The organism is Anaerostipes sp. 494a (assembly GCF_001940315.1).
GTDB lineage: Bacteria > Bacillota > Clostridia > Lachnospirales > Lachnospiraceae > Anaerostipes > Anaerostipes faecalis.
The window spans coordinates 182,805-204,476 of record NZ_MJIF01000001.1 but is presented as its reverse complement, the minus strand read 5'-3'; the positions used below and the strand labels follow the sequence as shown (position 1 = coordinate 204,476).

Sequence of the window (21,672 nt, the reverse complement as noted above, 5' to 3'; positions counted from 1 at the left end):
TAGACACTCCTTTTTTAAGTATATCATAAGCGCTTGTTATTTTTCAATTATTATCCTTTTACTGAATAGTTATTTTTAACAAACTCCACAAACTCTTCTGCAACCGGTGCAAGATATTTCTTCTTTAAAGTTACCAGATAAATATAACGATGGATTTCCGGTGAACTGATAGGAATTACTGATACATCCATCGTATTTAAAAGCGGGATATTAGGAACAATGGCAATGCCAAATCCTGCCGCCACAAGTCCCGCAACCGTAGAATCTTCTTCTCCTTCATAAGCAATTTTGGGATAACCCTTAACTTTTGAAAACAGCTGGTCAATCACATTTCGAAGTCCACTGTTTTTGGAAAAATAAATATAATCATACTGGGTTGTATCCCCAAGATTTACCGATTTCTCATCTGCCAGCGGGTGGTCCTTTGGAGTAATCAGCACAAGTTCTTCTTCTGCAACCGGAATGAACTCAAGATTTTCCTCATCCTTTATATAAGAAGAGAAAACGAAATCGTATTTCCCCTCTTTCAAACCTTGTATAATTCTTTTTGTTGTCCCCTGTCCAAAAGAAAACCGGATATGATTCTCTCCTTTCTTCTCCATATAATGATTAATAACCTGTGGAATAAAATGGCTTCCCAGAGTGTAAATATATCCTATATCTATATAACCTCCGTCAAGTCCCGATGCTTCTGTCAAGATTCGTTTTCCTTCATCCAGCATAGCCAATGACTGTTCCACATACCTTAAAAACAGCTGCCCATATTTTGTTAATTTTGCATTTCTTCCCTGTTTCTCAAAAAGCTTCACTCCCAGCTCACCTTCAAGGCATGATATGGCATGACTCAGGCTGGGCTGCGTAATAGAAAGATTATCTGCTGTACGTGTATAATGTTCTTCTTTGGCAAGTGCTCGAAAATAATACAAATGATTTAAATTCATAACCTTTTCCCTTTGAATCTATCAGTTTTCTTTATGGATAGTATAGCATATTCTTCATTGCATTTGTATACAAACCTTGTTATAATTATTATTAAGAAATTACAAAACGATTTGGAGGAATCATAATTATGGCAGCAAAAAATTTTCGTAAATTATTTGAACCTTATACAGTAAAATCCATGACTTTGAAAAACAGAATCGTCATGACCCCGATTGGAACAAATTTTGCTGAACATACTGGTGAAGTAAACGAAAAAGTTATTGAATATTATAAACAAAGAGCAAAAGGTGGTGCCAGCCTTATTATTATTGAAGGTACCAGTGTCTATTCTCCACAGGGTGCAGCTGGATCTTATCAGCTTCGAATTGACCATGATACTTATATTCCTGGACTATACAGACTTTGTGAAAAAGTTCATGAATATGGTTCTAAGATCAGTATTTTATTAAATCACGCAGGCGCAGCTGCAAATGGACGCTTGACAAATATCCAGCCCGTTTCTGCTTCCGATATTCCATCAAGTGCAGATGGAGATATTCCAAGACCTTTGACAACAGATGAAATCTATACTATCGTCGATAAATTTGCACAGGCTGCAAAACGTGCTGTTACAGCTGGTTTTGATGCTGTTGAAATTCAGGCTGGTCATGGTTATCTGTTAAATCAGTTTCTCTCTCCTCTTACTAATGATCGTACAGATGAATTTGGAGGTTCAAAAGAAAACCGTGCCCGCTTTACAACTTTGGTTTTAAAAGCTGTTCGTGAGGCAGTTGGTGAAAATGTTCCTATCTTTTTAAGTATCAGTGCTGATGAACTTGCTGAAGGCGGAAATACATTAGACGATACAAAAGAAATCGTCGAATTTTTCAAAGATTATGTAGATGTGTTCTGTGTATCTGCCGGTCTTACATGCTCTATCCAGTATCAGAATGATGCTGATTACCTTCCTGACGGATGGAAATCCTATATGGCAAAAGAATTGAAGGAATCCACCGGAAAGCCATGTCTGACAAGTGGAAATATTCGTGAACCGGAAATTGCCAATCGCATTCTTGAAGATGGTGAAGCCGATCTGATCGCTATCGGACGTGGATTGATTGCAGATCCTGAATGGGTCAATAAAGTTCAGTTTGGAAACACCGATGATATCAACCGCTGTATTTCCTGTAACAATGGATGTACTGCAACATTAAGTGATGAACCAATTCGTTGTACTATCAATCCGTCTATTGTTTCTGGTGAATACTACAAGAAACATACTTTAAAGAAACCTTGTAATGTGGTTGTTATTGGTGGAGGAACCGCCGGACTGGAAGCTGCATGTACCGCGGCAGAAGTTGGATGTGCAACTGTACTGATTGAAAAAACAAACCAGCTTGGCGGTCTTGCAAGACGTGTTGGTAAGATGCCTAACAAACGTCGTCTTGGTTATTTCCCTCAATATCTGGAACATCGTGCATCAAAACTTAAGAACTTATTTATCTGTAAGAATATGGAAGCATCCATCGATCTTGTTGAAGGATTCAAACCGGATATCGTTGTCAATGCAACAGGATCCAACCCTCGTCTTCCAGACATCAAAGGTTTGAAAGATAATCTTGCAGCTAAAAATGTATCTACAATTTTTGACCTTGTTGATAACGTTGATTCTTATGAAGAAGATCTGTCTGGAAAGAAAGTTGTCATCATCGGTGGCGGAAATGTTGGTCTGGATGTTGTTGAATTCTTTGCTCCAAGAAAAGCTGATGTTACTATTGTTGAACAGAAAGCTCATTTTGGAGAAAATCTTGATTTTATCACAAGAACCGGATCACTTGCAATGTTAAGCAAATATGGAGTTCATCAGTATCCAAATGCTTCTCTTCTGGAAGTAAAGGAAAACAGCTTCATTGTAAGACATGATTATAAAGATCTTGAATTAGATTTTGATTTTGGATTTATCTGTCTTGGAATGGAATCTGCAACTCCTGCTTTGAAAGAATTATATGATCACTTTATTTATGAAGGAATCGAAGTTCTTAATATTGGAGACAGTGCTCAGACACGTCGTATGATCGAAGGTGTAAAAGAAGGACGAGATATTCTCCTTGCTTTAGAAAGACAGAATTTTATTTAGAATTTGATTGATATAAAAGTGAAAACCGTTGGAATTTTAATGAATTCCAACGGTTTTATTCTTTTTACTTATTACTCAATAAAATCAGAGTTTATTTCTTTCTTCGATATTGCCATAAAACTATTTTTTCCAGATATCGTTTTAATACAATCTGTATCTCTTCTTTTGGATGAATCGGTTTCACCAGAATACTATGAATTCCTGTTCGATTTGCTCCATATACATCTGTGAACAACTGATCTCCAACAAACAAAGTATTATTTTTATTGGTCCCCATCTTCTTCATTGCTTTCTGGTATCCTTTTACACTCGGTTTATTGGCCTTATATATATAATTCCGCCCTCCTACATCCTGGCAGAATTTCTTCACACGAGGTTCCTTGTTATTACTGGTAAAACAAAACTCAAAACCTATATGTTTCAGCTTTTGAAATAAAGCTTTGGCTTTGTCATCTGCTGGTGCATTATGTGGAACCAATGTATTGTCAACATCAAAAATCACTCCACGATAGCCTTCCTGATAATATCGTTCAAAATCAATGTCATATGTACTTCTTATATCCTCAGATGGATAAAATTTCTGAAACATTACTTATCTCCATTCTTTTCCTTTTATTTCTTCATTTTATAACAGTATGCTTTATTGTGCAATACAAATTAAAATTTATTCTTTTTTGTAGCAAAACGCATGTCACTGATTGTAACATGCGTTTTTTATTTCATTAGGAAAAATCTGTTATTCTAAAGTGTAAAAATCTTTCCAGCTTATATATTATTTTTCATTTAAGTATGCTTTCACAATATCATCTGAGACACTTTTTCTGATACTTTCATAAACACCAGATGCCTCTTTACGAATCTGTTTTTGTGTCTTCTCATCCAGCTTTATAATTTTTGTTCCACTGTCTTTAATAATTTTCATTCGATCCGCAATTCTCGCATCAGATGTTTTTCTCGCATAAACTTTTGCTGTTTCAGATGCTTCATCAATGATTTTCTGCTGCTCTTTGGAAAGACTGTTGTAAAATTCATCGCTAACGATTAAAGAAATATAATGAGGCAGATGATTAGTTTCTACCACATAATCCTGTTGTTCATATAATTTGCTGGATACAATAACTTCATATGGATTTTCCTGTGCATCAATGGTTCCCTGCTGTAGTCCAATATAAACTTCGCTGAAGGTCATAGGTGTTGGATTTGATCCTAAAGATTTCCAAAATGCCAAATGATAACTATTTTCCATAGTACGAATTTTCTGTCCTTTAAAATCACTAATATCTTTCACTTCTTTATTCGTTGACATAACACGGAATCCCTGATCAGCATAACCAAGCAATTTATATCCGCCTTTTTCATACACCTTTTCCATTTTACTATAAAACAGAGGGTTATCAACAGCTGCTCTGGCATCTTCAATATTGGAAAAAGCACTTGGCAAATCAAATACTGCAGTATCTGGCAAAAATGTTACCTGAGGTGCTGTATTCTGCACGACAAAAGGAATATCTCCATCTTTACAGCTTTCCAAAAGTTCTCGATCTCCACCAAGTGTACTATTGGGATATACTTCTATTTTCATTTTCCCGTTACTTAACCTTTTTACTTCCTGAGCAAATTTTTCTGCATAGATCTGCGTTACTGTATCTTCCGGACTTGAAGTTCCCAGAGGCCATGCATATCTTTGTACTTCATCTGAAGATTGCTTTTGCTTGCATCCTGTCATTCCAAATACCAGTGCAACAGTACAAAGAAGTACAAGTCCTTTTTTCCATAATTTCATCTTATGCACCTCCTAATAATACAAGACTAATCTGAGGAATAAATGTAATCAGCAATAACGCAACCAGAAAACAAATAATTAAAGGCAATGCCTTTTTGGCAATTTCCATCACCGGGATATCTGTCAAAGATGAGGCCACAAACAGATTAACTCCAATCGGAGGGGTAACAAATCCAATGGCAAGGTTAACAACCATCATAATTCCAAAATGAATCGGATTCATTCCAATAGCAGTAGCAATCGGTAATAAAATCGGTGTTAAAATCAGGATTGCCGGTGTTGTATCCATTACCATTCCTACAATCAGCAGGAAGATATTAATAACAAGAAGAACAATAATTTTATTGGTAAAGTTTCCTAAAATCCATTCACTAACGGACTGAGGTACTCTCATCAACGTTAAAACTCTGGAAAATGCAACTGATGCTGCCAGAATAAATAAAATCGGTGCATAAGTTCTGACTCCTTCCACCATAACCTGCCACAAATCTTTTACCTTAATAGATTTATATACAAACAGACTTACTGCCACAGAGTAAAATACAGAAATAACTGCTGCTTCTGTAGGCGATGCAACTCCTGAATAGATGCATCCCAAAATAATTACAGGACTTAATAAAGCAAAAAAGCTTTCTTTAAATACTTTTAAAAATCCCTTCTGATGAAGCTCATCTACTGCTTCACTAATTTTTTCTTTATCTTCACCATGTATTCTGCAATAAAAAACTGCATAGAGCATTAGTAAAAGCCCTATAAAAACTCCAGGGACAATTCCTGCAATAAACAGGTCACTGACAGATTCTCCAGATGCCATTCCAAACATAATAAACGGAATACTTGGAGGAATAATGACTCCAAGTCCTCCGGCTACTGCAACAATGGATGTAGCAAATACTTTGTCATATCCAAGTTTTACAAGAATCGGAATTGTCATACTGCCTACTGCCGCCACTGTTGCAGGAGCGGATCCTGAAATTGCTCCATAAAACAGACAGGTAACAATAACTGCACATGGCATTCCTGCTGTTAATTTTCCTATAAAATAAACAAATACATCAAAAATCTTTTTTGAAATTCCACCTTTTGCCATAATCATTCCAGATAAAACGAACATTGGAACAGCAAGAAGAGGAAAACTATCAATTCCACCTAGCATAGATCTAATAACAAACTGTCCACTGGCAGTAAATGATGGATCAAAAGCTCCAGGGAGCACAGATACAATTCCAAGACCAATGGAAATAGGTATCGCAATGATTAAACATACAAAAAAGATAATAAATACAACTAATGCTGACATTCTTCTTCCCCCTTATCTTTCTTTATTGCAATACGGAATTCTATGATCCATCGCTGAATAATACGAAATGCAACTAAAACAAAACTTACCAACGGTGCTGCCTGGATATAATACATTGGAATTCCACATGCGGGACTTACCTGTCCACTTTCAAATGCACTTTTTAAATAAAGTACTGCGTACGGAATTAAATAGAAGAACAAAGCCAGTTCAATAGTATGATTAATTACTTTAAAAATTGCCTGTCCTCTTCTTGAGAACATTCCAACAAACTGTTCGATCTTAATGGAAATACATTTTCTCGTACAATAACTGACACTGATAAATCCTGACCAGATAAACAAGTATCTGGTTATTTCTTCAGACCAAGATAATGATGCACCCAGAGCATATCTTGCAAAAACCTGAATTCCCATAATCAGGGTCATAGCTATAAGCAACATAACCATTAAAAATTCTTCTAAATTTTCATCAAGCCATTTTAACATCTTTTTCCTCTCTCCCTTTTTGAAAAAAATATCATTTTCCAAAAAGTTATTCTTTTAACAACCATACATAATTATACTAGGAATATGCAAACAGCACAAATAAATCCTATCTATTATTTCCATAATATTTCTCTATATATTCAAAAGAGTCAGCACTGCTTGCTGACTCTTTCAAGTCTATTTAAATACATGGCCCTTAAAGACTTTTATGTAATAACTCTAATACTGTCTTCAAATCATCAACACCCATCTGTCCTGGTGCAGATGCTTTTTTCGCAGCACCAAAAGTCAATGCTGAACCAAACACTTCTCCACAAAGGCGGCTGATTACACCTGTTCCTGCCATAGACATTGTAATAATCGGACGATCTGCATATTCGTTGCTCATTTCTTCTGTTGCAGCCAGTAATGTGAGAACATCTTTCTTATTCTGAGGCATAACAGCAATTTTCGGAATATCAGCACCTAAATCCTGCATTTTACGAAGTCTTCCTACAATATCATCTTTGTCTGGAGTTTTATCAAAGTCATGATTAGATGCAACTACTTTAACACCACATTCATGTGCAGCTGCAACGATATCTTTAACAATATCATCTCCAGTAAATACTTCCACATCCACAAGATCTACATATCCTGTTTTAGCTGCTGCAATATTTAATTCTTTATATGGTTCGGCTTCAATTGCTTTCTCTCCACCTTCTTTAGATGTACGGAAAGTAAAAAGAATTGGAGTATCACCTAAAGCATCTCTTAAATCTTTTAATACATCCTCAACCTTAGCAAAATCAAAAACACCTTCAAACCAGTCAACACGCCATTCCACAACATCTACCGGAATGCTGTCAAATGTTTTTGCCTCTGCAATAATTTCATCTTTTGTTACACCAACGATAGGGACACAGATTTTTGGTACCCCTTCGCCGATTTTAATATTTCTTACTTCTACCGGATTCATTGACAATACCTCCTATTGTCTTACTTTATTATTCTGCATCAACATTCTTCAATAATGTACCATATCTCATATTTACAAATAAAGCAAGTACCACACCAATAATAGTAATTACAAGATTCATAACGATTACCTGACTAGATGTCATTTTTGCTGCTGCTGTTAAGATTGTATAGTTACACAAGCTGGATGCAATCATAACTAAACTTGTAATTGTACCTTTGATTTTAGGGAACAGGTCATTTACAGTTGCTGTAGCCATCTGAAGAACTCCACCAGCTGCAGAATAACCAATAACAAATGCACCAATATAACAGATTACAGGTGTTTTAATCACATATACAAGAGCAAGCATCACTACAGAAATTGCCGGATAGATTACCAGGAAGCGAACCTGTTTAAATTTTGTAATTAATAAACTTGTAACTACCAGTGCTACCATTGTTCCAGCAGAATAGTATGTCTGCATAACAGATACGGATTCTGACGGGATTTTGGCGATTTCTGTTCCAAATGTCTGAGCACAGTTTAACCATAACTGGAATGTAGCTGTACTTGTAAAACCAATTAAGATCAATGCAATACTTTCAATAGAGAAATTTGCATTTTTAATATTCTGAATCAGTGATTCAGATTTTCCACTTTCAGATGCTGCTGGGAACGGTGCAAAAATTGCAAGGATTCCAAGAACTCCGATTGCAACACCTGCTACAACTGGAAGCATCAGGTATGACAGGCTTGATCCGGCAACAACACCTAAGAAGAAAGGCATCAGTAACTGTGCAATAGAAATAAAGAATTTGATTCCCATTGTTGCAATCCCTGTATATTTATCAATAATTTCTGCAACTGCAGGATATGTCGCAGTATCCAGGAATGAGTTAGCGATACCACCAAGAACTGCTGCGATGTACGCAATTGTTGTGTTTGGTGAAAATGCAATTCCCACTAAGAAGATCACGTAAGAAGCACATCCGATGATCACTGATAAACGACGTCCTAATTTGTCAGATAAAGGTCCTGCAAACGGAAGGGAAATCAGACGTCCTAAACCTAAAGCTGCTGCAATGGATGTAACTGCCATAACATCAGACAATCCCCACTGGGCTGCCAGCATTTCTTTTACTACCTGCTGACTTAAAATGGAACAACCGATTCCATGGATAAAATAGTTTAAATATAAAATTAGGGCACTTGGTAAATATTTTTTATTCATTATTATTTCCTCTCAGTAAATATTTATCTTATTCTTAATCGTATTTAATATCTAATACTTCTTTCATATGATCAATTGGCATATGTTTTCCTGTCCATAAATGGAAAGCTGCATCTCCCTGGAATAACATCATTCCAAGTCCATTCATTGTTTTACATCCAACTTCTTTTGCCATTTTTAATAAAGCAGTTTCTCTTGGAGCATAGATTGTATCTGTTACAATGAGGTCTGGACGGAAGAAAGATTTATCAGGTACAACTGACTGTCCTTCTAATGGCTTCATTCCAACACCAGTTGCCTGTGCAAATAAATAACTGTCTGCAATTTCTTCTCTTAATTTTTCTTTATCATCCAAATCATAAAGATTAACGATACAGTCAGTGTTAGCACGAATCTTTTCAACTGTCTTTTCCGCATTTTCCCAGAATTTATCTTTAATATTAAAGATTGACATTTCTTTGACACCATCTAATGCTGCCTGGATTTCAATTGCTGTTGCTGCACCACCGGCTCCTGTGATTGTCATTTTCTTACCAATCACATCAATATCATTGTCTTTTAAAGACTGCATATATCCGATACCGTCTGTAATATGTCCAATTAATTTTCCATTGTCGTTGACAATTGTGTTAACTGCTCCTGCCATTTCAGCTGCTGGAGATAACTCATCAAGATACTGTCCTACAACTGTTTTATTTGGCATAGATACATTAGAACCTACCATTTTTAAAGCACGAAGCCCTTTTACCGCATCTTCCAAAGTATCATTATCAACTTCAAATGCAAGGTATGCATAGTCAAGTCCTAAAGTTGCAAATGCTTCATTATGCATTGCTGGTGAGCTGGAATGTCTGATTGGATAAGCCATTAATCCAATTAATTCTGTATGACCTGTGATTCTTTCTGCCATATTTTTTCTCCTTATAAATTCTTTATAGTTTGTTGTGTTCACCCAAAAGTTAATTTTTTAACAACCTTATGGCTATATTATACATCACTTTTATTGATACTTCTAATATATCTTTTGCAAATAATTGATAGCTTTTTGCTATTAATCGTGTTAAAATATTATTAGATATTCACATTATAATAAAGAAATATTTTTCTGGAGGAGTTATGAATTTAAATCAATTATATTATTTTCAAAAAGTTGCTCAATTACAGCATTATCATCAGGCTGCAACTGCATTAAATATATCCCAGCCAAGTTTAAGCCGGTCTATCGCAAATCTGGAAGATGAACTTGGAATCCCTTTATTTAAAAAAAACGGACGTAATATTAAACTGACAAAATATGGGCAGATTTTTCTTGAACATGTAAACCGGATTCTGGAAGAAATAAAAGTTGCCGAAACAAAAATGAAAGCTTTATCAAATGCTTCTGGAGGACATATTGATATCGGTTATGTGTTTCCTCTGGCAAAATCTTATATTCCTCATATGGTTCGCAACTTTCTAAATACTGAGCAGAATAAAGATGTCACTTTTTCTCTTAATCAGGATATTACAAAAAAACTCATCTCCGGTTTAAAGTCCGAAAAATATGATATTATTTTCGGATCTTATGTTCCCGATGAACCTGAAATTGAATTTATTCCTATTATTAATCAGGAAATGGTTATCATTACCCCGGTAGGACACCCTCTCAAAAATAAAAAGCCTATTATAATAGAAGATTTGTTAGATTACCCTGTTATAGGATATGATCATACTTCTGGTCTTGGACGATTTACCAATTCCATTTACCGGCAGAATCACATGAAACCTTCCATTGCCTTTGAAACCCCAGATGAAAATGCCATTGCTTCCCTTGTAGCTGAGAATTTTGGTATTGGATTCGTCGCTCATGTAGAATCTTTACGTGACTATAATGTTGAAATTCTACATCTGGCTAACGTAAAACCATACCATACAGTTTACATGGCATATCTGAAAAATTCTATAATGCTTCCATCTGTCCAGAATTTCATTGACTTTGTTAAAAAAACCATAGATAGATTTTATTAATTTCTCACAAAATATCAATTTGTTAAATATTTGTCTGGATGGTATAATACAGTCATCATTAAAAATCACACCCAAATTTAATGATAACAACCTCACTTATGGAAGATGTAATTATTTGGAGGTTTTTATTTTATGAAATGCAATTATAAGAATATTTTTTCACCACTAACCATTAAAACAATGACCATGAGAAATCGTATTATGATGACTCCTATGGGAACCAACTATGGTGAACAGACTGGTGAAATGAGTTTTTTACACATTGATTATTATACAGAAAGAGCAAAAGGCGGCGTTGGATTAATCATGGTTGAAAATGCAAGTGTTGACTCTCCTCTTGGATCAAATGGTACAACACAGATTCGTATCGATCATGACAATTATATGCCTCGTTTCTTTAAATTGTGTGAGACAGTACATTCTCACGGTGCATGTATCGGCCTTCAGTTAAACCATGCCGGAGCATCTGCACAATCAAAAAGAACAAATATGCAACCGGTTTCTGCTTCTGATATTCCATCAAAAACCGGTGGAGAAATTCCTCGCCCTCTGGAAAAAGATGAAATTATAGCTATTGCAAAAAAATACGGTGAAGCTGCTGCACGTGCACAGGCTGCCGGATTTGATTGTGTTGAGATTCATGCTGGACATTCTTACTTAATCAGTCAGTTTCTCTCCCCTACAACTAATAAAAGAACCGATGAATTTGGTGGATGTCCAGAGAATCGCGCACGTTTTGCAAAATTAGTTATAGAAGAGGTCAGAAAACATGTCGGACCTATGTTCCCGATTTTTGTCCGTATCAGTGCAGATGAGTTTGTAGAAGGTGGTAATACTTTAGAAGATACTTTAGAACTTCTCTCTTATTTTCAGGATGAAGTGGATGCTTTTGATGTATCCGCCGGATTAAACAGTTCTATCCAGTACCAGATTGATGCAAACTATTTAAAAGACGGATGGCGTTCCTATATGGCAAAAGCTGTCAAAGAAAAATTTGAAAAACCTTGTGTTACCATGGGGAACATCCGTGATCCTCGTATCGCTGATGATATTCTTGGTCGCGGAGATGCAGATATTATCGGTATGGGTCGTGGACTGATTGCTGATCCTCACTGGGTAAAAAAAGTTGCCACAGGACGCGAAGATGAGCTTCGTAAATGTATCTCCTGTAACATAGGATGTGCAGGAAACCGTATTGGAGTTAACCGTCCAATCCGTTGTACCATTAATCCAACTGTTAACTCTGGATTTGATTATAAAAAGAAAAAAATAAATAAACCTTGTAATGTTATTGTTATTGGTGGTGGAACTGCCGGTCTGGAAGCAGCTTGTACTGCAGCAGAAGTTGGCTGTACAACATTCTTATTTGAGAAAGAAGATCATTTAGGTGGATTATCTGTTGAAATTTCAAAGATTCCAGACAAAAAACGTCTGGGAGACTTCCCAACTTACCTTATTAATCGTGCTTCCAAACTGACTAACCTGTTTATTTTTAAAGGCCAGGAAGCTACTTTACCACTGATTCAGGCATTACATCCAAATATTATCGTAAATGCAACAGGATCTAATCCTTTACTTCCGCCAATCAAAGGTCTTCATGATCATATTGACAAAGAAGGTTCTAAAGTATCGTCTATTTCAGGAATGATTAACAATCTTTCTAACTATCCAGAAGATTGTTCCGATAAGAAAGTTGTTGTTATCGGTGGTGGAGCTGTAGGACTTGATGTAGTTGAATATTTCGCCCCAAAAGGTGCTCAGGTTAGTATCGTTGAAATGATGCCACAGATTGGAAAAGATCTTGATCCTGTATCTAAAGCAGGTACCACTGCTTTAATGAATAAATACAATGTTAAGCAGATGCCAAATACTGCTCTTTGCCAGGTTAACAGTGACTGTTTTGTTGTAAAAGCAGATGGAGAGGAAAAAGAACTTCCATTTGATTATGGATTCGTGTGTCTTGGTATGAGAGCAAACACTCCAATCCTTGATGAAATTCGCGAAGCATTCTCTGACACAGACGTTGAAATTCTCAACATCGGAGACAGCGTTCGTGCAAGAAGAATCATTGATGGTGTGCAGGAAGGACACAACATTTTAAGTACTCTTGCAGACCTTGATTATCTGTAAACCTTCAATATAAATACCATTTAAAAAAGGACATGATTCAATCATGTTCTTTTTTCTTTATAAATTTTTTCTCTTGACCTTATTCTTGTTTCATTTTATAATATCAAATGTTAATAGTTAGAATTCTAATTATTAGTTTTCTAATTTTGAAAGGAGCCTTTATGAATTATACTTTTCACTATCTTCTTATGGCAAATCATATGATGCTTCAGAAAGATTTGCTTACATCTTTAAAAAATACTGAACTCTCTTTAGGACAGCCCAAAGTTTTAGATTATCTAAAAGACCATAACGGTGCCGGACAAAAAGAAATTGCATCTGCATGTCACATTGAGCCTGCATCTTTAACATCTATATTAAATCGTATGGAAAAACAGGAAATCATCCACCGAAAAAATCTTAATGGAAACCGTCGCTCCCTCTATGTCTTCCTAACACCAAAAGGAGAAAAGCTATCACATATTGTTTCAGATTCTTTTGAGACTTTAGAATCTGAAATATTTGAAAATATTCCCGATGCAGAAAAAACTGCATTTATGAATACATTTGCAAAAATATATGAAAATATGAGAAAAAGGAGAGAATAAAAAATGCACGAGAAACTAAAACGATATATTATTTTCTTTATTGGACTATTTATCAATTCATTAGGAGTTGCCATGATCACAAAAGCAGATCTTGGTACTTCTCCAATTTCATCTATCCCTTATGTATTAAGTCTTAATTTTCCTTTTACATTAGGTGAATTTACCATTTATTTCAGTCTGCTGCTGATTTTGCTTCAACTATTTATCCTTCGGAAAAATTTTAAGCTGGAACATTTGCTTCAGATTCCTATTTCCATTGCTTTTGGATATTTTATTGACATATCTATGATATTACTTGGTTTTATAAATCCCTCTACCTATATACAAAAAATTATTTATCTGCTGATTGGATGTATCATCCTTGGTTTTGGTGTTTTTTCCGAAGTATTTGCAGACGTTGCCATGCTTCCTGGAGAGTCTTTTGTACGTGCTGTTGTTTTTGTATGGCACACGGAATTTGGTACAACAAAAATTATCTTTGATGTATCCATGACCGTCATTGCAGGACTATTATCTTTCCTGTTTACCCAGCAGCTTCATGGTGTACGGGAAGGAACCATTATTGCTGCTTTGCTTGTAGGTTTAATCGCCCGATTATTTGGCAGATGGCTTTCCTTTCTGGAACCTGTTTTCTTTCAAAAAGCTGATATGGAAAATGAAGTTACAGAAAACCTGCAAACTTCTTATATCATTACCATTGACCGTCAATATGGAAGTGGCGGAAGAGAGATTGGCAAAAAGCTGGCAGAAAAACTAGGATTTACATTTTATGATAATGAAATTATCCAGCAGGCTGCCAAGTCCACAGGATATACCATAGATTATATTGAAAAAAATGATGAATCCATGACCAATAGTCTTATTTATGATCTGGTTACTCAAATGTATGCATACTCTTCAAAAAATCCCGCTCCAAAAGATGCAATTTTTGAAGCCGAAAGCTCTATCATCCAAAAAATTGCTTCCAAAGGAAACTGTGTCATTATGGGGCGATGTGCCGATTACATATTAAAGAACAATACCTCCTGTCTGAAAGTTTTTCTTCATGCACCATCAGATTACCGTATTAAAAGAATTATGAGCACAGAGCATCTCTCTGAAAAAGAAGCTGCTGCAAAAATCCAGCAGATGAATCATCAGAGAGCAGATTATTATCACTATTACACCCATCAGGCATGGGGACTGGCAAAAAAATATCACCTTACATTGGATACATCATTAGGTACAGATTATATTTTGAACACAATCTGTAACACAATAGAACAAATATAACATAAACAGTAAGAGGATATTGCTACAATTACAATATCCTCTTACCTTTTATATTTCTATCCTTAATTCTTTCAGTTTCCTGTAAACATTTAAAAATACTAATCCTGAAACGTCTTTAACGCCTCGATAGTTCTTTCTATCAATTCTTCCAACGTCCATCCCAGCATATCTGCTCCTCTTTGAATTACTTCTCTATCACATCCTGCTGCAAAATTTTTGCTTTTATATTTTTTCTTTACAGATTTTAAGGTCAGATCCTGTACACTTTTGGATGGACGCATCAAAACAACAGCTCCAATCAAACCAGTTAATTCATCCACTGCATATAATACTTTTTCCATTTCGTGTTCCGGTTTTATATCAACCGTAATCGCATATCCATGGCTGGCTGTAGCATGAATGATTTTCTCATCAATTCCAAGTTTTTTCATAATTTCCTGAGATTTTATACAATGTTCTTCTGGATACTGTTCAAAGTCCAGGTCATGAAGTAATCCTACAATTCCCCAGAATTCTTCCTCATCTCCATAGCCAAGTTCTCTGGCAAAATATTTCATTGTATTTTCTACAATCTGTGCATGTTGCAAATGAAATTCATCTTTATTGTATTCTATCAGTAAATCCCATGCTTCTTCTCTTGTCATATGTATCAATCCTTTCTTAAAAAAATGGCAAAGAGCGGACTGATACCCGCTCCTTATGGTTTATCTGTTTATCATTTCTTACTGAAGTGCTTTAAACGCTTCATCCAGATCCTGGATAATATCATCGATATTTTCTGTACCGATAGATAAACGAATCGTATTTGGTTTGATTCCCTGATCTAATAATTCTTCTTCTGTGCACTGGCTGTGTGTTGTTGTTGCAGGATGGATAACTAAAGATTTTACATCGGCTACATTTGCCAGCAGGGAGAAGATTTCCAAATTATCGATAAATTTATGTGCTTCTTCCTGACCACCTTTAATATTAAATGTGAAGATACTTGCACCACCATTAGGGAAATATCTCTCATATAATGCATGATCCGGATGATCTGGCAGTGAAGGATGATTTACACTTTCCACCAGTGGATGATTTGCTAAATATTCTACAACTTTCTTTGTGTTTTCATTATGACGTTCGATACGAAGAGAGAGTGTCTCTGTTCCCTGCAAAAGTATAAACGCATTAAATGGAGATATTGTAGCACCTGTATCACGAAGTAAGATTGCACGAATATAAGTAGCAAATGCTGCAGGACCTGCTGCCTCAGTAAAACGCACTCCATGATAACTTGGGTTTGGCTCAGAAATCCAAGGATATCTTCCGCTTGCTGCCCAGTCAAATGTTCCTCCATCAACAATGACACCACCAAGTGATGTTCCATGTCCTCCAATAAATTTTGTTGCAGAATGAACAACAATGTCTGCCCCATGTTCAATTGGTCGAATCAGATATGGTGTACCAAAGGTATTATCAACAACCACTGGAAGTCCATGCTTATGAGCAATTTCAGCAATTGCATCAAGATCAGGAATATCACTGTTTGGATTTCCCAGGGTTTCTAAGTAAATCGCTTTTGTATTATCCTGAATGGCACCTTCGACTTCTTCCAGATTATGTGCATCAACAAAAGTAGCACTGATGCCATATAAAGGAAGTGTATGGGCAAGAAGGTTTGATGTTCCCCCATAAATGGTTTTTTGCGCAACAATATGTTCTCCCTGTGCAGCCAATGCCTGAATGGTATATGTAATAGCTGCTGCTCCAGAAGCAACTGCAAGACCTGCAACACCACCCTCTAAAGCTGCAATTCTGTCTTCAAATACACCTTGTGTAGAATTTGTAAGTCTTCCGTAAATATTTCCTGCATCTGCTAAGCCAAAACGATCTGCTGCATGCTTAGAATTATGAAATACATAAGATGTTGTCTGGTAAATCGGAACCGCTCTTGCATCGCTTGCAGGATCTGGTGTTTCCTGTCCCACGTGTAACTGTAATGTTTCAAATTTTAAGTTTCTATCCTCTCTTGAAATCTTTTTGCTCATAATGTAATTCTCCTTCTCTATAATTATTTTTCATTTATTTCCTATCTGTTTACAGGTATTATATTATCATAGTTTTTCCTACCTGTCTAATATGAAAAAGATAAGTCTGGTTATAAGTTTCTTCTATAGCAAATCATGCAATCATTTTTTCAATATAATCTTTTAGCGCCAATGCCAGTTTTTCATGTCCTTCAACATTCAAATGTTCTCTGTCCTCTTCACTTGGTAATGCATAATCTGAAGCAGCAAGATAATCAATTTTTTTACGCCTGGCTATTTCTTTATATATAGCAGGAAGTTCCTTGCTGGTCTTCACTGATTGCTGATTAAATTCAGGATCATAACCCTCCTCCCATACACCATTTCCAAGATGAATAGGAGAAACCAGCAGAATTTTTGCCTATGGCTGTTTCTGATGAACCTGATCCACTAACCGTTCCATTCCTTTTCCAATCACATTGGAAGACGCATCATAAACCGTTTTACAATCATTGGTGCCAAGCATCAAAACAACAAGTTCCAGTGGCTGATGTGTCTCCAGAACAGTAGGAAAAATCGCTGTTCCCTTTCTGCCATCTCTTAAAGGATCTTCAAATACAGTAGTTCTTCCGCATAATCCTTCTTCTATAATTCTATATCCTTTTTGACTTAATGACTGATCTAGTATTCCTGTCCATCTTACACTCCAATTGTAGCGTTCACTGGTTCCCGGAATCAATCCGTAGGTATTGGAATCTCCAAAGCATAATATCTGTTTCATTTTTTCATCTCACTTTCATCTTATTTTTATATCATATATTTCCTATCTCTTTACTAGTATATTATCACAGGTTATGCCTTTCGTCCAATAAATAAAAAATACAGCCTATTATAGTTTTTGACTATAACAAGCTGTCCATACTTTCAAATTTTCTGATTTCCTCTAGATATTTTTGTCCTAAAGGACTAATGGCAATTCCTTTTCTCTTAATATATCCAATGGTCATTACTTCGTCAGACTTCAGTTTAATAGCACAATAATCTGATCCATTAAGACTTTCACAGATAATGCCGGAACATAATGTATACCCATTCAGACCTACCATAAGATTTAGGAGAGTTGCTCTGTCGTTGGCCTTGATCAGTCTCTTATATTCATAGGTACTTAACACTTCCTCCGCAAAATAAAAAGAATTATAATTACCCTGTTCAAATGAAAGACATGGGTATTCTGATAATTCCTCAATGGAAATCTCATTCCTATCTGCCAGTGGATGCCCTTTCCAGAGATATACATATATTCCACAATTCAAAAGCGGATGAAATTCCAGATTTGATTCATGAAATAACTTTTCTAATACTTTACGATTAAAGTCGTTGAGATACAGTATTCCAATTTCACTTCGAAAATCTTTTACATCTTCTATAACTTCATATGTTTTCGTTTCTCTTACTGCAAATTCATATTCATCCATTCCAAATTGTTTGACCATCTCAACAAATGCATTAACTGCAAATGTATAATGCTGCATGGAAACCGCAAATTTCTTTTTCACATCTTTCTTCTCAATATATCTTGATTCCATCAGCTGATATTGTTCCACAACCTGTCTGGCATAACTTAAAAATTCATTTCCTTCAACAGTCAGAGATACTCCTCTGTTACTTCTGCGAAATAACTCTACACCTATTTCCTGTTCCAGTTCTTTTACAGCAAGAGATAAACTAGGCTGTGAAATAAATAAAGATTTTGCTGCCTCATTCATAGAACCTGTATCTGCAATGGTAATTACATATTTTAACTGTGTTAATGTCATATTCTGCTCCTTTTAAATACTTCTTATCCTATTTTATAATTTCCTACTAAATTTGTCAAAAAAACAAGACGACATAGCCGGGGGGAACTAATGTCGTCTTATTATTTATCTTATCAGAAGAGTTTACAGATATATTTATAATCTGGTCTCCATCATCCTTTTTACTGTTTTTACTGCTTTTTTTTCAATACGACTGACATAGGATCTGGAAATCTGTAGTTTTTGGGCAACTTCCTTTTGTGTCATAGGTTCTCTTCCATACAGACCATAGCGCATAATTAATGTATCTTTTTCTCTGGAAGCTTCCATTCTATTTAAACATCTATAGAGTTTCCTGATATTTTCTTCCTGATCTATCTTTTGAACAATATCGACCTCATCTGCTCCTAATATATCAAGCAAATGAATTTCATTACCTTCTTTATCAACACCTATGGGTTCATATAATGACGTATCTTTAGCTGTTTTCCGTTCCTGACGCAGCATCATTAACAACTCATTCTCAATACATCTGGATGCATATGTGACCAGTCGATGTCCTTTCTCCGCATTGTATGTGTTGATTGCCTTGATTAATCCAATGGTACCTATGGAAATCAGATCATCCTTATCTCGATCAAAATTATTATACTTTTTTACAATATGCGCAACCAAACGTAAATTATGTTCCACCAGCAGATTCCGTGCTATCATATCCCCTTGATGGCTTAGCTTCAGATAGTGTTGTTCTTCTTCCAGTGTTAATGGTTCCAAAAATGCCTGCAAAAGAAAAGCACCCTTCTAAGCCTTTTTATCATAATATGATAACCTGCCTAGAAAAGTGCTTTTCCTATTCTTTTCTTCTTAGCAAATAGCCTTCTTCAATTTTTTCTCCAAAATCCACATATATCATCTGTTTTGGATGTGGTGCACAATCCATTGATTCTCCCTTTTCATTCTCAATTGCTTTTACTACCACCTCTTTATTGGTTCCATCAGGAATCATTACTTCTATAGTCTCTCCTACTGAAAACTTATTTTTCTGTTCCAGAAGTGCATATCCTTTTTCATTATATCCCTGAACAATTCCAATATAAGTATAATTTTTAATATATGTGTTGCTGTCATAAATTTGTGAATTTTCATCCGTTTTTCCAAAATAAAAACCTGTAGTAAACTGTCTATAAGTACATTTTGCGATTTCATCCTTGTAATAATCCATATTTGCTCTGTACTTCTCTACAGATTCCATACAATCGTCAATGGCTCTTCTATAAGTTCTTGCAACAGTAGCAACATATAATGCCGTTTTCATTCTTCCTTCAATTTTTAAACTATCAATTCCAGCATCCAGAATCTGATCGATATATTCAATCATGTTCAAATCTTTAGAGTTGAAAATATATGTTCCTCGCTCATTTTCATATACCGGCATGTACTCTCCCGGTCTTGTTTCTTCCATGACAGCATATTTCCATCTGCAGGGATGAGTACACTCTCCACTATTTGCATTTCTTCCCGTAAAATAATTGCTCAGGAGGCATCTTCCGGAATGTGAAATACACATGGCACCGTGAATAAATGACTCAATTTCCATATCATCCGGAATATTAGCACGAATTTCTTTTATTTCCTCTAAAGATAATTCTCTTGCTGATACAACACGAGATGCCCCCTGTTCATACCAGAACTGATAGGTTGCATAATTAGTACTGTTTGCCTGTGTACTGATATGTCTGTCAATAGATGGACATACTTCTTTAGCAATCATAAATACACCTGGATCAGAAATAATCAGACCATCTGGTTTAATTTCATTTAACTCTTTAAAATATTCACGGATTCCTTCCAAATCTCCATTATGAGCCACGATATTGGCTGTAATATAAACCTTTACTCCATGTTTATGCGCAAATTCAATTCCTTCTTTTACGTCTTCCATGGAAAAGTTTTTAGCTTTTGCACGTAATCCATACATTTCACCACCAATATATACTGCATCTGCACCATATAATACGGCTACTTTTAAAACTTCCAGATTACTTGCAGGAATTAATAATTCAATCTCTCTCATTGGTTTCTCCTGTCTTCATACTTATTGCTACCCCATCTCCAACTGGAAGAATCGTTGTTTCCAATTGGGGATGATTTTTAATTGTATATAAAAAGTCTCTCATTCTTTTGTGAATGGTTCTGTCTCTTCTCTCAATTGCATATCGGGATTTGGCCACATCTCCATCCTGGAGAACATTATCTGACACAAGTAATCCTTTAGGAGACAGCAGTCTTAACACATCATCCAGAAAATGAATGTACTGTCCTTTGGCAGCATCCACAAAAATAAAATCATAGGAACCATCCAGAGATTTTAAAATTTCAATTGCATCTCCTTCTAAAAGTGTAATCTGCTCCTCTTTTCCCATTTTATGGATATTTTCTTTTGCCTTTTTTATTCTTTTTTCATTTCGCTCAATGGTAATAATATTACCGCCTGTCGGCTGATATTTATTCATATAAAGAGAAGAAAATCCTACAGCTGCACCAACTTCCAGGATTTTCATCGGTTGTTTCAAAAGAACCAGCATTCTAAGTAATTCCTTTGTTTCAGGTTTAACAATCGGAACATGATTTTGTCTGGCCTCGTATTCAATTTCTCCAAGTAAATTTTTCTCTTCTTTCATTAATGAGCGGATATAATCAGTTATATTCTGATCCACTATCATTGCCTGATCTCCTTTGAATCATCATCTCCACACAGTATTCCCATGATATCATCCAATCCCTGGTTTTGTGTAAACTGATACTCCCCAGGGATGAATGCCTGATTTTTATATTTCGAAAAAAACTTTCGAACTCTGAATCTATATGATCCGTATATTAATTTTTTCTCTTCCAACTGCTGAGCAACATCCTTTTCAGAATCATTGCTTTTCACAACAATTTTTATTTTGTTTGTGCCTTTGGCATCATATGCCGGATTTGAAAAGGTCTGTTCTGCCATAAAATAAGCTCCATAAAACACAAGAAATATGACGAAAATCGAAAATACCCTTATCATTGTTTTAAAAAAC

At 35.6% G+C, this 21,672-nt stretch carries 20 protein-coding genes and 1 pseudogene; 5 read left to right on the top strand and 16 right to left on the bottom strand.

Going from position 1 to position 21,672, the window contains the following annotated elements:
* Positions 1–50: 50 nt before the first annotated feature.
* Positions 51–941 (bottom strand): LysR family transcriptional regulator, encoded by an 891-nt coding sequence (locus BHF70_RS01140; protein WP_075758535.1) that lies wholly within the window; start codon positions 939–941, stop codon positions 51–53.
* Positions 942–1,069: 128 nt separating this feature from the next.
* Here BHF70_RS01140 and BHF70_RS01135 point away from each other — a divergent pair, with 128 nt between their 5' ends.
* A complete protein-coding gene (locus BHF70_RS01135; protein WP_075758534.1) occupies positions 1,070–3,058 on the top strand; it encodes an oxidoreductase in 1,989 nt (662 codons plus the stop codon).
* A gap of 91 nt (positions 3,059–3,149) precedes the next feature.
* On the opposite strand, the gene BHF70_RS01130 is transcribed toward BHF70_RS01135, so the two are convergent.
* The 7 genes from BHF70_RS01130 to BHF70_RS01100 form a co-directional block, all read right to left on the bottom strand.
* Positions 3,150–3,647 (bottom strand): YqeG family HAD IIIA-type phosphatase, encoded by a 498-nt coding sequence (locus BHF70_RS01130; protein ID WP_075758533.1) that lies wholly within the window; start codon positions 3,645–3,647, stop codon positions 3,150–3,152.
* A gap of 183 nt (positions 3,648–3,830) precedes the next feature.
* Entirely contained in the window at positions 3,831–4,841 is a 1,011-nt protein-coding gene (locus BHF70_RS01125; protein ID WP_075758532.1) for a TRAP transporter substrate-binding protein, read from the bottom strand.
* A 1-nt stretch (position 4,842) separates the two neighbouring features.
* Positions 4,843–6,141, bottom strand: coding sequence for a TRAP transporter large permease (locus tag BHF70_RS01120; protein WP_075758531.1), 1,299 nt, complete (start codon positions 6,139–6,141; stop codon positions 4,843–4,845).
* On the bottom strand, positions 6,129–6,629 hold the full coding sequence (locus tag BHF70_RS01115) for a TRAP transporter small permease (protein ID WP_075758530.1): 501 nt from the start codon (positions 6,627–6,629) through the stop codon (positions 6,129–6,131). The genes BHF70_RS01120 and BHF70_RS01115 overlap by 13 nt, the downstream gene beginning before the upstream one ends.
* Positions 6,630–6,825: 196 nt before the next feature.
* On the bottom strand, positions 6,826–7,587 hold the full coding sequence (aroD, locus tag BHF70_RS01110; RefSeq protein ID WP_075758529.1) for a type I 3-dehydroquinate dehydratase: 762 nt from the start codon (positions 7,585–7,587) through the stop codon (positions 6,826–6,828).
* Positions 7,588–7,615: 28 nt separating this feature from the next.
* Positions 7,616–8,800: an MFS transporter gene (locus BHF70_RS01105; protein ID WP_075758528.1), complete on the bottom strand. Its 1,185-nt coding sequence runs from the start codon at positions 8,798–8,800 to the stop codon at positions 7,616–7,618.
* 34 nt (positions 8,801–8,834) lie between these two features.
* Positions 8,835–9,710 carry a shikimate dehydrogenase gene (locus tag BHF70_RS01100; RefSeq protein ID WP_075758527.1) on the bottom strand — a complete coding sequence of 292 codons (876 nt, stop codon included), beginning with the start codon at positions 9,708–9,710 and terminating at the stop codon, positions 8,835–8,837.
* Positions 9,711–9,916: 206 nt separating this feature from the next.
* Here BHF70_RS01100 and BHF70_RS01095 point away from each other — a divergent pair, with 206 nt between their 5' ends.
* The 4 genes from BHF70_RS01095 (at position 9,917) to BHF70_RS01080 (ending at position 14,796) form a co-directional block, all read left to right on the top strand.
* On the top strand, positions 9,917–10,807 hold the full coding sequence (locus tag BHF70_RS01095; protein ID WP_075758526.1) for a LysR family transcriptional regulator: 891 nt from the start codon (positions 9,917–9,919) through the stop codon (positions 10,805–10,807).
* Positions 10,808–10,939: 132 nt separating this feature from the next.
* Positions 10,940–12,937: an oxidoreductase gene (locus BHF70_RS01090; RefSeq protein ID WP_075758525.1), complete on the top strand. Its 1,998-nt coding sequence runs from the start codon at positions 10,940–10,942 to the stop codon at positions 12,935–12,937.
* A 161-nt stretch (positions 12,938–13,098) separates the two neighbouring features.
* Complete coding sequence (locus BHF70_RS01085; RefSeq protein WP_075758524.1) at positions 13,099–13,524, top strand: MarR family winged helix-turn-helix transcriptional regulator; 426 nt, start codon at positions 13,099–13,101, stop codon at positions 13,522–13,524.
* Positions 13,525–13,527: 3 nt separating this feature from the next.
* Positions 13,528–14,796 (top strand): cytidylate kinase family protein, encoded by a 1,269-nt coding sequence (locus BHF70_RS01080; RefSeq protein ID WP_075758523.1) that lies wholly within the window; start codon positions 13,528–13,530, stop codon positions 14,794–14,796.
* Positions 14,797–14,894: 98 nt separating this feature from the next.
* On the opposite strand, the gene BHF70_RS01075 is transcribed toward BHF70_RS01080, so the two are convergent.
* The 8 genes and pseudogenes from BHF70_RS01075 to BHF70_RS01040 all read right to left on the bottom strand — a co-directional run bounded on the left by BHF70_RS01075 (position 14,895) and on the right by BHF70_RS01040 (position 21,602).
* Positions 14,895–15,440 (bottom strand): hydrolase, encoded by a 546-nt coding sequence (locus BHF70_RS01075; protein ID WP_075758522.1) that lies wholly within the window; start codon positions 15,438–15,440, stop codon positions 14,895–14,897.
* Positions 15,441–15,518: 78 nt separating this feature from the next.
* Entirely contained in the window at positions 15,519–16,826 is a 1,308-nt protein-coding gene (locus tag BHF70_RS01070; protein ID WP_075758521.1) for an O-acetylhomoserine aminocarboxypropyltransferase/cysteine synthase family protein, read from the bottom strand.
* Between the two features lie 133 nt (positions 16,827–16,959).
* Positions 16,960–17,586, bottom strand: a pseudogene (locus tag BHF70_RS12975) (GDSL-type esterase/lipase family protein).
* 121 nt (positions 17,587–17,707) lie between these two features.
* Positions 17,708–18,622 (bottom strand): LysR family transcriptional regulator, encoded by a 915-nt coding sequence (locus tag BHF70_RS01060; RefSeq protein WP_075758520.1) that lies wholly within the window; start codon positions 18,620–18,622, stop codon positions 17,708–17,710.
* Positions 18,623–18,757: 135 nt separating this feature from the next.
* A complete protein-coding gene (gene sigK / locus BHF70_RS01055; RefSeq protein ID WP_075758519.1) occupies positions 18,758–19,387 on the bottom strand; it encodes an RNA polymerase sporulation sigma factor SigK in 630 nt (209 codons plus the stop codon).
* 64 nt (positions 19,388–19,451) lie between these two features.
* Entirely contained in the window at positions 19,452–20,675 is a 1,224-nt protein-coding gene (locus tag BHF70_RS01050; RefSeq protein ID WP_075758518.1) for a peptidase U32 family protein, read from the bottom strand.
* Positions 20,662–21,324 (bottom strand): O-methyltransferase, encoded by a 663-nt coding sequence (locus BHF70_RS01045; protein WP_075758517.1) that lies wholly within the window; start codon positions 21,322–21,324, stop codon positions 20,662–20,664. The genes BHF70_RS01050 and BHF70_RS01045 overlap by 14 nt, the downstream gene beginning before the upstream one ends.
* Entirely contained in the window at positions 21,321–21,602 is a 282-nt protein-coding gene (locus BHF70_RS01040; protein WP_242946286.1) for an endolytic transglycosylase MltG, read from the bottom strand. Before BHF70_RS01040 ends, BHF70_RS01045 begins: the two co-directional genes overlap by 4 nt.
* Positions 21,603–21,672 lie beyond the last annotated feature (70 nt).

Excerpts from the sequence above, each read along its gene's own strand:
- BHF70_RS01080 (WP_075758523.1), top strand. The coding sequence starts at position 13,528 with ATGCACGAGAAACTAAAACGATATATTATTTTCTTTATTGGACTATTT.
- BHF70_RS01060 (WP_075758520.1), bottom strand. The coding sequence starts at position 18,622 with ATGACATTAACACAGTTAAAATATGTAATTACCATTGCAGATACAGGT.
- BHF70_RS01050 (WP_075758518.1), bottom strand. The coding sequence starts at position 20,675 with ATGAGAGAGATTGAATTATTAATTCCTGCAAGTAATCTGGAAGTTTTA.
- BHF70_RS01070 (WP_075758521.1), bottom strand. The coding sequence starts at position 16,826 with ATGAGCAAAAAGATTTCAAGAGAGGATAGAAACTTAAAATTTGAAACA.
- BHF70_RS01075 (WP_075758522.1), bottom strand. The coding sequence starts at position 15,440 with ATGACAAGAGAAGAAGCATGGGATTTACTGATAGAATACAATAAAGAT.
- BHF70_RS01115 (WP_075758530.1), bottom strand. The coding sequence starts at position 6,629 with ATGTTAAAATGGCTTGATGAAAATTTAGAAGAATTTTTAATGGTTATG.
- BHF70_RS01090 (WP_075758525.1), top strand. The coding sequence starts at position 10,940 with ATGAAATGCAATTATAAGAATATTTTTTCACCACTAACCATTAAAACA.
- BHF70_RS01095 (WP_075758526.1), top strand. The coding sequence starts at position 9,917 with ATGAATTTAAATCAATTATATTATTTTCAAAAAGTTGCTCAATTACAG.
- BHF70_RS01085 (WP_075758524.1), top strand. The coding sequence starts at position 13,099 with ATGAATTATACTTTTCACTATCTTCTTATGGCAAATCATATGATGCTT.
- BHF70_RS01040 (WP_242946286.1), bottom strand. The coding sequence starts at position 21,602 with ATGGCAGAACAGACCTTTTCAAATCCGGCATATGATGCCAAAGGCACA.
- BHF70_RS01135 (WP_075758534.1), top strand. The coding sequence starts at position 1,070 with ATGGCAGCAAAAAATTTTCGTAAATTATTTGAACCTTATACAGTAAAA.
- BHF70_RS01100 (WP_075758527.1), bottom strand. The coding sequence starts at position 9,710 with ATGGCAGAAAGAATCACAGGTCATACAGAATTAATTGGATTAATGGCT.
- BHF70_RS01130 (WP_075758533.1), bottom strand. The coding sequence starts at position 3,647 with ATGTTTCAGAAATTTTATCCATCTGAGGATATAAGAAGTACATATGAC.
- BHF70_RS01105 (WP_075758528.1), bottom strand. The coding sequence starts at position 8,800 with ATGAATAAAAAATATTTACCAAGTGCCCTAATTTTATATTTAAACTAT.
- BHF70_RS01140 (WP_075758535.1), bottom strand. The coding sequence starts at position 941 with ATGAATTTAAATCATTTGTATTATTTTCGAGCACTTGCCAAAGAAGAA.
- BHF70_RS01045 (WP_075758517.1), bottom strand. The coding sequence starts at position 21,324 with ATGATAGTGGATCAGAATATAACTGATTATATCCGCTCATTAATGAAA.
- BHF70_RS01125 (WP_075758532.1), bottom strand. The coding sequence starts at position 4,841 with ATGAAATTATGGAAAAAAGGACTTGTACTTCTTTGTACTGTTGCACTG.
- BHF70_RS01120 (WP_075758531.1), bottom strand. The coding sequence starts at position 6,141 with ATGTCAGCATTAGTTGTATTTATTATCTTTTTTGTATGTTTAATCATT.
- aroD (WP_075758529.1), bottom strand. The coding sequence starts at position 7,587 with ATGAATCCGGTAGAAGTAAGAAATATTAAAATCGGCGAAGGGGTACCA.